Annotated in this window: 1 protein-coding gene (cut by a window edge); it reads right to left on the bottom strand. The window is 68.2% G+C overall.

Annotated features, from left to right (window positions below; translation table 11 throughout):
• Window positions 1–14,022, bottom strand: partial view of a non-ribosomal peptide synthase/polyketide synthase gene (locus tag ACFWF1_RS19170; protein WP_379281190.1) — the 5' portion only. Its footprint begins 3,732 nt before the window's first position; the window shows 14,022 of its 17,754 coding nt (coding positions 1–14,022); its start codon is at window positions 14,020–14,022; the stop codon falls past the left edge of the window.

The raw sequence follows: 14,022 nt of genomic DNA, 5'->3' as shown, positions 1-14,022 counted from the left end.
GAGCTCGCGCACCTCGAGGCCGGGTAACCGGAAGGTCCCGCGATCGTGGTTCTGGAACGAAAAGCCGACCTGGAACAGCGGATGCCGCGCCGTCGACCGGGTCGGATTGAGCTCCTCGACGAGTCGTTCGAACGGCACGTCCGCATGCGAGAACGCTGCCACATCCGCGGCTCGCACGCGCCGCAACAGCGCATCGAACGGCTCGTCTGCCCTGACATCGGCTCGTAATACCAGTGTGTTGACGAACATTCCGATGACGTCGTCGAGTTCGGCCATCCCGCGCCCCGCGATCGGCGTTCCGACGGCGATATCCCCGGTGCCGGACAGCCGCGCGAGCAGCGCCGCGAAGGCCGCGTGCACCACCATGAACAGGGTCGCGCCATGCTTCCGGCCGAGTCCGACGAGGTCCGCGTGTAGTTGGGCGTCCACCGTGCACCGCACCTTGTTGCCATGCAGGCTCTGGCGGGCGGGACGCGGATGGTCCGTCGGCGCCGACAATTGGTCCGGCAGGCCGGTCAGCGTTTCGGTCCAGAACTGGAGCTGCTGCGCACCAAGCGATTTCGCGTCGTCCACCGCGCCGAGCAGTGCGCGCTGCCAGAGCGCGTAGTCCGCGTACTGCACCGCGCTCGGTGCCCAGCCGGGCGCGTTGCCTGCCAGCCGTGCCGTGTAGGCGACCAGCAGATCGCGGACGAACGGCGCGACCGATGAGCCGTCCGCGGCGATGTGGTGCAGGACCGCGGCAAGCACGAACTCACCGTCGGTGTGAGCGGGGTCGCTGATGCGGAACAGACGCATTCGGACCGGCACTTCGGCGGTCACGTCGAAGGTGGTGTCGGCGAGCTCGCGAATTCGTTGTGGCAGTTCGGATTCGAAGACATCGATGGGCCACAATGACGGAACCGCGTGCGCCGCAGGCAGGATCAGCTGTACCGGAGCGCCGTCGAGCTCCGGATAGCGCGTGCGCAGGGCTTCGTGCCTGCCGATCACGTCGCCGACGGCGGCCTGCAGTGCCGCGACATCCAATTGACCGGATAGGCGAAGGGCCAGTGGGATGTTGTAGGCGACGGAGTTTCGATCGAAACGGTTGAGGAACCACATTCGGTGCTGCGCGGGTGACAGCGGGATCTTGTCCGGGCGGGCACCCGCGACCAGTGGCGGCCGGGTAGCGCCCGCCGCGGTGGCGTGCACGAGTGCCGCGAGGTCGGTGACACGTGGCGCTTCGAACAGCGCACGGACGCCAACGGTTCGGTCCAGCGCCGCGCCGATTCGCGCGGCGGCCTTGGCCGCCAGCAACGAGCTGCCGCCGAGGGCGAAGAAGTCGTCGTCCGCACCCACCGCCGCGTCCGATCCGAGCACCTCGGCGAAGACCGCGGCAACGATCTGCTCGGCGATCGTGACGGGTTTGCGGTAGACGGTCGACTCGAAGACGGGCGCGGGTAGCGCAGCGCGATCGAGCTTTCCATTGACTGTCAACGGGATCCGGTCCACCCGGACAATCGCGGCGGGCATCATGTACTCCGGTAGTCGAAGCCCGAGCGCCTGCCGCAGTCGCGCGATATCGAGGTCTTCGTCGGCCACCGCGTAGGCCACGATGCGTGCTTCGTCGACCAGATCGGCGCGAACGACAACGGCCACCTCACGAATCGCCGAATCGTCGAGCAGTGCGGCTTCGATCTCGCCGAGTTCGATGCGGAAGCCACGCAGGTTCACCTGCTGATCGGCGCGGCCGAGGTACTCCAGTTCGCCGTCGGCGGTCCAGCGGGCCAGGTCGCCGGATCGGTAGGCCGGTGCGCCGTTGGCGGCGTAGGGATCGGCGACGAACCGGCTCGCGGTCAATGCGGGGCGGCCGAGATAGCCGCGCGCGAGTTGGCCGCCGGAGACATAGATCTCGCCGGGCACCCCGACGGGCACCGGCCGCAACCGGTCATCGAGCACCCGGACCGCCAATCCTGCTATGGCACTGCCGATTACGCTTGCTGTGCCCAGGTCCGCATCGATAGTCCGGTAGGACACGTGCACCGTTGTCTCGGTGATGCCGTACATGTTCACCAGACGCGGGCCGTTCGGATGACGGCGCAACCACCCGGCGAGACGCTGCGGCTCGAGCGCCTCGCCGCCGAAAATCACGTGCCGCAAGGCGAATTCGGCAGCGTGTTCGTCGGCGAGTTCTGCGGCGATCAACTGATAGAACGCCGATGGGGTCTGATTGAGCACCGTGATCCGCTCGGCGATCAGTAATTCACGGAACTGCTGCGGCGAGCGGGAGGTGTAGTAGTCGACCACGACGAGCGTCCCGCCGTGCAGCAACGCGCCCCACAGCTCCCACACCGAGAAGTCGAACGCGTAGGAATGGAACAGCGTCCACACATCGGACGGGCCGAAGCCGAACTGCCGCTGGGTGTTGTCGAGCAGGCGCAGCACGTTACGGTGCGGGACGACAACGCCTTTGGGCTGCCCGGTCGAGCCCGAGGTATAGATGACATACGCCACCTGCGCCGGGTGCAGTGGCGCGCGTCGATCGGCATCGGTCACGGCAGAGCCATCGATGGTGGCCGGCAGCGTCGCGTCGATGTCGATCACCGGTCCGCCGAACCAGCCTCTGGCCAATTCGGTGGTGGCACTGGTGACCGCGCAGATCGGCCGGGCGTCGTCCAGGATGTACTCGATCCGATCGGTGGGATAGTTCGGATCGATCGGGAGACAGCCTCCCCCTGATTTGACCACCGCGAGCAGCGCGACGACGAGTTCCGCCGTCCGTGGCAGTGCCACCGCCACCAGTGTTTCCGGACCGACGCCCGCGGCGATGAGGCGGCGCGCCAGGCGGTTGGACCACTCGTCGAGCTCGGCGTAGCTCAGTGTGCGTCCTCCGGCCCGGACCGCGGCGGCAGCCGGGTCGAGTGCGGCGGCCGCCGCGAACCGATCCGCGAGGGTGCCGTCGGCGACCGCCTCGTCCGCGCCGGAGCTCGCCCATTCGTAGAGCGCACGCTGCTGCTCCTCGGCGCTGAGCAACTGGATATCGCCGAGCACCACGGTCGGGTCGGCCGCGATGGCGGCCAGCACCTGGGTGAACCGGCGGCCGAGCACCGCGATCGTCCCCGGCTCGAAAAGATCGGTGGCATAGGTGATCTCGATGTCCATGCCGTCGGCCCGGCCACCCTGGTCAATGGCCTCGACCACCGTGAACTGGAGGTCGAATTCGGCCGCGGCCGCATCGAATTCGCAAGGTTGCGCGCGCAGGCCCGCCACCTCGAACCGGGGCACGGTGAAATTCTGGAAGGTCAGCGCCACCTGGAACAACGGGTGGCGGCTCTGCGCGCGGGCGGGTGCGAGCAGCTCGACGAGGCGCTCGAACGGGACATCCGCCTGCGAGAGCGCGTCGATGTCCTGGTCGCGCACGGCATCCAGCACGGTCTCGAACCGCGCCCTGGCGTCGACCTGGGTACGCAATACGAGGGTGTTGACGAACATGCCGACGAGTTGATCGAGCGCGGCGACACCGCGACCGGCGACCGGGGTGCCGATCGCGATATCGGTGCTGCCGGAGAGCCGAGCGAGTAGCACGGCCAGCGCGGCGTGCACGGTACTGAACAGGGTGGTCTCCCGCTTGCGGGCCAATTCGCCCAGCTCGCTGTGCAAGTCGGAGTCGATGCGCAGCCGGTGCGTCGCGCCACGATGCGACGCGACTGCCGGTCGGGGTCGGTCGGCGGGGAGGTCGAGCTGTTCCAGTAGGCCGTCGAGGGCGTGGCGCCAGAATTCGAGCTGGCGGTCCGTGTGCGCGAACTCGGCCTGCCACAGCGTGTAGTCGGCGTACTGCACCGGCAGCGCGTCCCACGTCGGTGCCGTACCTCCTTGCCGCGCCGTATAAGCGGCCATCAGGTCGCCGGCCAAGGGGCCGAGCGAGAAGCCGTCCGCCGAAATGTGATGCAGCACAATCGCTAGCACGTACCCGGTGTCGGAGACCGCGAACAACGCTGCCCGCATGGGGGTTTCGCGGGTCAGGTCGAACGTTGCCGAGGCCAGTGCGGTGAGATGTTCGGCCAGTGCGTCTTCGGTGATGTGCTCGACCCGGAGGTCTGGAACAGCTTGCGCCGCTGGGCGGATTACTTGCTCGGGGCCGTCGGGTCCATCCGGGTAAACGGTCCGCAGTGTCTCGTGGCGGTGCACTACGTCGGCGAGTGCGGCTGCCAGCGCAGCGATGTCGAGAGCGCCGGTCAACCGGAGCGCGATGGGGATGTTGTCGACAGCGTCACCCGGGCCGGTTTGTTCGTCCGCGAGGAACCGGTTGAGGAACCACATGCGCTGCTGGGCGGGCGAGAGCGGGATCCGGTCCGGTCGAGGACGTGGTGCCAGCGCAGCGCGTCCACCGAGGCCGCGCTGCGCTTCGGCGTAGTCGGCCAGTGCCGCGACAGTCGGTGCGTCGAACAGCGCGCGCACGGCCAGGTCCGCGTCCATGGCCGCGCCGAGCCGGGCCACCGCCTGGGTAGCGGTCAGCGAGTTACCGCCGAGGGCGAAGAAGTCGTCGTCCACACCGACGCGCTCCGCACCGAGCAGGTCGGCATAGATGCCGGCGACGATCTGCTGCGCGGGAGTGACCGGCGCGCGGAACTCCGTCGCTTCGAATGCGGGTGCCGGCAAGGCTTTACGGTCCATCTTGCCGGACGCATTGACCGGCAGCTCATCGAGCACCACGTAGGCCGTCGGCACCATGTAGGCGGGTAACCGGCGGGCGAAGTCGGCTTTCATCTCATCGAGATCTGTTGCGGCAGTTGCCGCGGTGACGACGTACGCGACCAGTTGCTCGCCCGCCGGGCTGTCTGCGCGGAGCACGACGACCGCCTGCGTGATCGAGTCCAACGCGGTGAGCGCTGCCTCGATCTCGCCGAGTTCCAGGCGCTGACCGCGCAGTTTCACCTGGAAGTCGGTGCGGCCCAGGTATTCCAGCTCGCCGCACGTCGGCTCACCCGTCGCCCGGGCAGCACCCCGCATCGAGTCGCTTCGCGATGCAGGCACCCATTTGACGAGGTCGCCGGTTCGGTACATCCGAGCGCCGGTCGCGAAGGGATTCGCCACGAAGCGATCACTCGTGAGATCCGGCCGGCCGACGTAGCCACGGGCCAGCTGAGCGCCTGCCAAATACAGTTCACCCGCGACACCCGCCGGGACCGGGTGCAGGCGTGCATCCAGCACGTGTACCTGCGTATTGAATACCGGAGCACCGATCGGCACCGTGTCCACGTCGGTGTCGGCGACCTGGTGGAAGGTGACGTCGACCGCCGCCTCGGTCGGGCCGTACAGGTTGTGCAGCACCGCACCGGTCAGCGCACGCAGGCGATGGGCAGGCCCGGGCGGCAAAGCCTCACCCGAAGCGAACACCAGACGCAGCGAATGGCACTGGCCTGCAGCGGCATCGGCGACGAACACGGCGAGCATCGACGGCACGAAGTGCGCGACGGTCACCCGCTCGCTGTGGATGACTCTCGCCAGATAACGCGGATCGCGATGTCCATCGGGCTTCGCGACGACCAGGCGGGCGCCGATCTGCAAGGGCCAGAAGAACTCCCACACCGACACATCGAACGTGGCGGGAGTCTTCTGCAGCACTACGTCGGTGCGCTCCAAGCCGTACTCGGCTTGCATCCACACCAAACGGTTCACGATCGAACCATGGCTGACCGCGACACCCTTCGGACGACCCGTCGAACCAGATGTGAAGATGACGTACGCGGTGTTCGACGGACGCAGCGGCGCACGACGATCCGCGTCGGTCACCTGCGCGTCGGAGTAGTCCGACAGCTTCAGGCGATCGAGCTCGACAGCGGGCGTCTTGCCCGCATCGAACTCATCACGCGCAGTGGTCAACACACAGACCGGTCGCGCGGTGTCGAGCACGTAGTGGGTGCGCTCGGCCGGGTGATCAGGATCCAGCGGCACGTAAGCACCACCAGCCACGCTGACCGCGTACATCCCGGCAACCAGATCGACCGACCGGCGCATACCGAGCGCGACCATCGAGTCAGGGCCTACGCCCAGCGAGATCAGGTGCCGGGCAAGACGATTAACCCTCGCCGAGAACTCGGCGTAAGACAGACTCGTCCCTTCGAACGTCACCGCGATCGCGTCAGGCGTCCGAGCGGCTTGCGCCTCGAACATCGACACCAACGTCGCCGAACCATCCACCGCATGCGCAGTGTCATTCCAGGTGCGCAGCAAGTCCCGCTCATCACCGGTCATCAGCTCGATATCACCGACCACCACTGACGGGTCTTCGACGATCGCGGCCAGCACCAATTGCAGCCGGGTCGCGAACATCTCGATCGTCGCCGCGTCGAACAGATCGGTCGCGTATTCGAAGACCGCACTGAGACCGCCCGTACCAGTGGGCACTTCCGCCAAGGTCAACTGCAGGTCGAATTTCGCGGTGTTCGTGTTGATCTCGACTCGCGACGCCTCGAGTCCGGCCAGCTCGATGCTGGCCTGCGCGGTGTTCTGATAGTCGAGCATGACCTGGAACAGCGGAGGTCGCGCCGCGGATCGCTGCGGCCGCAATACCTCCACCAGCCGCTCGAACGGAACATCGGCATGAGCGAAGGCCGCGAGGTCGCCGTCGCGAACAGCCGCAAGTAGCGCGGTGAACGGCAGTTCCGGCGGCACCTGAGCACGCAGCACGAGAGTGTTGACGAACATGCCGACCAACTCGTCCAGTGCCCGCGCGCCACGACCGGCGACCGGTGTACCGATCGCAATGTCTTGCTGCCCAGAGAGTTTCGTCAACAGAGTGACGAAGGCCGCGTGCATCACCATGAACAACGAGGCGCCGGCGGTGTCGGCGATCTCCCGCAGTCTCCGGTGCGTGACGGCGTCGACGGTGCAGGCACAGCGGGCACCGCGCCCAGAGGCGACCGGCGGCCGTGGGCGGTCGGTGGGCAGAGTGAGCACGTCAGGCAAGCCGTCGAGCTCGTTCGACCAGTACCAGATCTGCGCGGCCAGCAACGACTCCGGATCATCCTCGGCACCCAATGTCTCGCGCTGCCACAGGGTGTAGTCGGCGTACTGGACCGGCAACGGTGCCCAGCCAGGTTCGATTCCGGCACGACGAGCTGCGTAGGCCCGCATGAGGTCCCTGGTCAATACCGCGATGGACCAACCGTCGGCACTGAGGTGATGCATCGCGACAACCAGCACATGATCGCCGGAATCCGTGCACAGCAACGTAAGCCGAACAGGTGGCTCCCGATCCACCTGGAACGGCTCGACCGCAGCGGCAACGAGCCGTTCATCGAGCCGGGTCTCGTCGATCCGCTCGGGCGCCAAGCCGACCCGCACCTGATCGATCGCCAGCACCTCTTGGCGCGGAATCCCCTCAGCCGCTGGATAACTGGTCCGCAGAGCTTCGTGCCTCGCGAACACATCCGTGACCGCAGCCGCCAGCACCGCGTAGTCGAGCCCGCCACGCAGTCGCACCGCGGCGACCAGGTTGTTCGCTACTGAGTCAGCGTCGAACTGATGCAGAAACCACATCCGTTGCTGGGCATACGACAGCGGAATCTGCTGCGGCCGCGCCGACGCCGTCAGCTCTCGCCGCACCCTCCCCGTGCTCGAAACAGCGAGGTGCTCCGCGAGCGGTCCGACGGACGGGTATTCGAACAGGATCCGCACCGGCACATCGACATTCAGCTTCGCCGAGATCCGCGCCGCGATCTGGGTGGCCACCAGCGAATTCCCGCCGAGAGCGAAGAAGTCGTCGTCCAGCCCGACCCGATCGACACCGAGCACCTGCCCGAAGGTCTCCGCGACCACCCACTCGGCAGCCGTGACCGGCGCGCGAAATGCCTTGGCGGCGATCACCGGATCCGGCAGCGCGTTGCGGTCCAATTTGCCGGAACCGCTCAGCGGCATCGCCGCGAGCGACACGTAGGTAGTCGGCACCATGTACGACGGCAATACCGCCCGCAACCGGGCTTCGAGCGTGTCGTCCTCGGGCCGCCGATCCGTCACCACGTAGGCAACGAGCAATTCGCCTGCCGGGTGGCCGAATACGCGAACCGCCGCGGCGCGCACCTCGGTCAAGGCGAGCAGCGCTGCCTCGACCTCACCGAGCTCGATCCGCTGCCCGCGCAGCTTCACCTGGAAATCACTGCGCCCCAGATACTCCAGCACTCCGGCCCGAGTGCGCCGGACAAGGTCCCCGGTGCGGTACATGCGCGCCCCGGATGGCCCGTACGGATTCGCCACGAACCGTTCAGCACTCAGGTCGGCCCGCCCGTGGTAGCCGCGCGCAACCTGAACACCGGACAGATACAGCTCACCGATCACGTTGTCCGGCACGGGGCGTAACCGGCCGTCGAGGACGAGTACATGACTGCCGAGCACCGGGCCACCGATCGGCACCGGTCCGCGCACGGCCGGATCCACGGGCGCGTGGGTGGCATGGACCGTGAACTCCGTCGGCCCGTACAGGTTGTACAGCTTTGCCCGGCTGACCGCAGCGAACGCCGCCGCAGCCTCACCCGTCATCGCTTCACCGGCAACGAACACAGTGCGCAGCGAGGAAAGGGCCGCCGCGGGGGCCGCATCGGCGAACACGGTCAGCATCGACGGCACGAAGGACGTCATCGTTACCCCGTGGGTGGCAATGATGTCCGCGAGATATGCGCTGTCCCGGTGCCCGTCATGCTCGGCAACCACCACGCGAGCGCCCCGCGCCAACGGCGCGAACAGCTCCCACACCGACACATCGAAAGTCGCCGGTGTCTTGAACAACACGACGTCGCGCGCTCCGATGCCGTACTCGCCCGCGATCCAGCTGATCTGGTTTACCGCCGAAGAGTGCTGAACCGCCACACCTTTCGGCCGCCCAGTCGACCCGGACGTGAATATGACGTAGACGGTGTTCGCCGACCGCAGCGGTGCCCGCCGATCTGTATCAGTAACCGGCGCGCTCGAGAACGCGGAATGTACGGGGGCATCGACTGCGATGACCGTGACATCGCTTCCGCTCGCCCACTCATCAGCGGCGCGGGTCAGCACACAGACTGGCCGGGCTGCGGCGACAACGTGTTCGAGCCGAGCGCTCGGCTGATCCGGGTCGACCGGCACATACCCGCCACCTGCGGTCAGCACCGCGTACGCGCCGATTACCAACTCGGCAGAGCGGCGCATACCGAGCACCACCAGCGTTTCCGGGCCGACGCCCGCGGCAATCAACGCCCGCGCAACCCGATTGACAGCTGCCGCCAACTCCGCGTACGTCAGCGCACGATCACCCTCGATGACGGCGATCGCATTCGGCGTCCGGCGCACCTGCGCCTCGAAATCCCTGAGCAACGTGCCGTCAGTTGTGCCCCGCGGATCGCGACCGCATTCGATGGCCCGGCGCGTGCCCGCAGCATCGAGCAGCGGCAGATCGCCCACTGTGGTGTCGGCGTCATCGATGATCGCCCGCAGCACACGAACGAAGAATCGCGCGTAATCGGCGATGGTGGATTCGTCGAATAGATCCGTGGCGTAGGTGAATTCCGCCCGGATCCCCGCCGGTGCCGAACCTTCCCTGAGTCCGGCACCGGCGAAGCCTTCCGTGACCGCCGAGCTAGCGGCAACCCCCGAGCGTTCGGTCACCGTTGCGCTCTCGGTCACCGTCAGCTGGAGGTCGAACTTGGTCACTCCGATGTCCAGGGTACTGGTCAGCACCGACATGTCGGGCAGTTCGAACGCGATTGGTTCGGCATTGTCGAAGGCGAGCATGACCTGAAACAGCGGATGCCGTGCTTGCGAGCGTGCCGGGTTGATGGCATCGACTAGCTGCTCGAACGGGAGTTCGGCGTGTCCGAGGGCGGCGAGGTCGACGTCGCGCACCCGGGCGAGCAGCGTTGTGAAGGGCGCATTCTCATCGATCCGGGTACGCAGCACCAGCGTGTTGACAAACATTCCGACGAGTTCGTCGAGCGCTCGGTCGCCCCGACCGGCGACCGGGGTGCCGATCACGATGTCGGTGCTGCCGGACAGCCGCGCCAGCAACGCCGCGAGGGCGGCATGCACCACCATGAACGGCGAAACGCCGTGGGCGCGTGCGAGGTCTGCGATGCCCGCGGGCAGCTCGAAGCCGAACGCGGCGCCACGCCCGGAGCTGGCCGGCGGCCGCGGCCGGTCGGTGGGCAGGTCGAGTTGCTCGGGCGCACCGGCCAGCGCCTCGGTCCAGAACGCCAGTTGTCCGGGGGTGGCCGATGATTCGAGCAGCTCGCGCTGCCAGAGGCTGTAGTCGGCGTACTGCACCGGCAGCGGTGCCCAGTCCGGCGCGGCACCGTGCCTGCGCGCCGTGTAGGCGCTCATCACGTCGCGGGCCAGCACCCGCAGCGAAAGACCATCGGCGGCAATGTGATGCAGCACCAGCGCGAGCGCGCAGCTGCCGTCGTCGAGCGCGAATATCCGGGCCCTGATCGGGATCTCGCGGACCAGGTCGAATCCGCGGGCCGCGAATTCGGCCAGCTCAGTGCCGAGTTCGTCCACGCCGAGCGATTCGGGCGCACCGCTCACCGCGGCGACCGACAGCACCACCTGCCTGGCCGCCGCGCCGATGCCGTCGCCGGGCAGCGGCGCGGGGAAGATCGTGCGCAGCACCTCGTGCCTGGCCACCACGTCGTCGAGCGCGCGCCGCAGCGCGGCGATATCGACCGCGCCGCGCAACCGGACCACGAACGGCATGTTGTACGCGCCCGTCTGCTCGAATCGGTTCAGGAACCAGATCCGCTGCTGTGCGGGCGAAAGCGGAACCAGCGGCGGCCGTGGCCGCGCCCGCAGCCGCGCGACCACGGGCGCGCCGCCGGATCCACCCGCCCGCTCGATGAGTTCGGCGAGTTCGGCCACCGTGGTTGCGGTGAACACCTCCCGAACCCCGAGCAGGCAGCCCAGGTCGGTGCCGAGCCGGGCGGCGACCTGCGTCGCCACCAGGCTGTTGCCACCGAGGGTGAAGAAGTCGTCGTCCCGGCCGACCCGCTCGCGACCGAGTACCTCGCCGAACACGCGGGCTACCGCCTGCTCGGTGGGCGTCGCCGGCGCGTGGTACTCCGTGTTCGGCCGCACGGGTGCGGGCAGCGCGGACCGGTCCAGCTTGCCGGAGGCATTGACCGGCAGCGCGTCGAGCACCACGTACGCCGCGGGCACCATGTAGCCGGGCAGCGCGCGCACCGCGGCGGCGCGTAGCTGTCCCGGAGGCACAGTCCCCGGTTCGGATTCGACCACGTAGGCAACGAGCTGCTCGCCGACCCCGGCGTCGTCGCGCACCGCGACCACGGCGCGGACCACCGAATCGACTGTGCCGAGCACGGATTCGATTTCGCCGAGTTCGATGCGCAACCCGCGCAGCTTCACCTGGAAGTCGGTGCGGCCCAGGTATTCGAGCTGCCCGCGGGTGGTCCAGCGGACCAGATCGCCGGTGCGGTACATGCGGTCGCCGGTCGCCGACGGACCGCCGGGCCCGCCGAACGGATCGGCCACGAATCGCGCCGCGGTGAGCCCCGGCTGCGCCACGTAACCCCGGGCGAGCTGTACCCCCGACAGATACAGCTCACCCGGCGTCCCGACCGGAACCGGCCGCAGCCGCGAATCGAGGACGAAGAGCCGGGTATTGAACACCGGCGCGCCGATCGGCACCGAGAGGGTATCGGTGTCGATCACTTCGTGAAAGGTGACATCGACCGCGGCCTCGGTCGGGCCGTACAGATTGTGCAGCCGGACGCCGGTCGACACCCGCAGCCGCTGGGCGAGCGAGGCGGGCAGCGCCTCACCGGAGGCGAACACCGAGCGCAGCGTTGTCCGGCGCGCGAAGTCGTGATTCGCCAGGAAGGCTTCGAGCATGGACGGCACGAAATGCGCTGTGGTGACGCCGTACTCGGCGATCGCCTCACGCAGATAGGCGGGGTCGCGATGCCCGTCGGGGTGGGCGAGCACCAGCGTCGCGCCGATCTGCAACGGCCAGAAGAACTCCCACACCGAGACGTCGAAGGTGGCCGGAGTCTTCTGCAGCACAACATCTTCGGTGCTGAGCCGGTAGGTGGTCTGCATCCATACGAGCCGGTTCACGATCGCCCGGTGGGTGATCGTGACGCCCTTGGGCAAGCCGGTGGAGCCCGAGGTGAAGATCACATACGCGGGATGCTCCGGTCGCAGTGCGGCGGTTCGCTCGCAATCCTGCACCGGGCCCGTGGCGTAGGTCTCGTCGATTCGATCGACGTAGCGAACCGGCGTCCGGAAATCCGCCGAGGCCCCGTCGTGTTCGGTGGTCAGCACACAGGCTGGGCGCGCGATATTCAGGATGTGCGCGGTCCGCTCGGCCGGATGGTCCGGGTCCAGCGGCACGTAGGCGGCACCCGCCGCGAGGATCGCGTATATCGCGACAACGAGGTCGGGCGAGCGCCGGATGTGTACCGCGACCAGCGACTCCGGTCCGACACCACGCGAGATCAGCTGCCGCGCCAGCCGATTGCTGCGCGCGGACAATTCGGCGTAGGTCAGATCCGCCGCGCCCGCGTACCGCACCGCCACCGCGTCCGGCGTGCGCGCCGCCTGTGCCTCGAACATCGCGACCAGCGTGGCCCGATCCGACAGCACCGCGCCCACGTCGAAGGCGGTGGCATTCCAGATCCGGGTACTGACCGCAAGCTCCAGCTCGGTCGCCACCGGCACCGCACTCATCGGCGTATCGACGCCCGTGGCGAGCAACCGGTCCAGGTACCGGAGGAAGCGCGCGTGATGCCTGGCGATGTCGTCGGCGGTGTAGAGATTCGGATTCGCCTCGAAATCCACGTGCACGCTGTCGCGTTCGCCGTAGTAGACGTTCAGGCTGAGATCTTCCACCGGCCCGGTCGACAGCACACGGTAGTAGCCGACCGTGTCGCCGAGGGCGAGATCGTTGCGGAACAGCATGATGTTGGCCAGCGGCCCGAACAGCGCCCGCCGCGCGGGCCGACCGTCCTGCTCGGCGTCGCGCCGGATGTCCTCGTGCCGGTACCGCTGATGCCGCAGCGCGCCCGTCACCTCGACCCTGGCCGCCCGCAGCAGCGCACCCCAGGTGCTCGCGCCGACCGGCAACCGCAGCGGCACGATGTTCGACAGCATGCCCGCCGACCGGCGCAGCGCGGCCGTGGTGCGCGCGGTAACCGGGAGGCTGAGCACCGCTTCGTCGCGGTCGGTCAGCCGGGCGAGATATCCGGCGAACGCGGCGAGCAGCACCACCGCCGGCGTCGAATCCTGGCTGGTCGCAAGCATATTCAGCCGCGCGACGACGGCGGCGGACAGCGGCCGCCCGACGATGAGGTTGCTCGCCGCCCGCGCCGCGGTGCGTCCGTCGAGACTGGTGGCGCCGTCCAGCCCGGCCACTCGTTCGGCCCAGTGCGCCCGATCGGTGGTGTGGCGGGCGCTGTTTCGGTAGCCGAGTTCGTCGTCCACCAGGGCCGCCGGCGTGCTCGGCCGCACCGCTTCGGGTTCGGTGCCGTGTAGCCGCGCGGTGTAGCGCTCGGCGATCCGCATCATGTTGGTGAGCGCCCCGTAGCCATCGAGCACGATGTGATGGACCCGCAAATACCAGAAGTACCGGTGCTCGGCGATGCGCAGCACCGCGCCCGCGAACAGGCGATCGGTGAGCAGGTCGATCGGTGCGCTCGCGTCGGTGCGCATCCATTCGTGCGCCGCGGCCACCGGGTCGGGCTGAGTGCGCAGGTCGATCAGCGGGGTGTCGATCGTCAGCGCCGGATCGACGCATTGGTAAGGCACGCCGCCGGATTCGCCGAGCCGCACCAGCACCGATTCGTACTCGCGGCCCGCCTCGACCGAGACCTGTTGCAGCAGATCGGGATCCAGCTCGCCCCGGACATCGACGTACTGCGCGATCGTGATCGGCACGTCCGGATCGAGCAGCTGCGCGTACCAGATGCCGAGCTGCGCGGGGGTCAGCGGAAACGATTCGGGGGCCGCGGCCGCGGCGGCATTCGGCGGCGGCGCGCTGAATCCACCCAACTCCGTACCGTGCAC

Source organism: Nocardia sp. NPDC060255 (assembly GCF_042727395.1).
GTDB lineage: Bacteria > Actinomycetota > Actinomycetes > Mycobacteriales > Mycobacteriaceae > Nocardia.
Note: the sequence above shows the minus strand (reverse complement) of the source record. Positions and strands in the feature narration are given on the sequence as shown.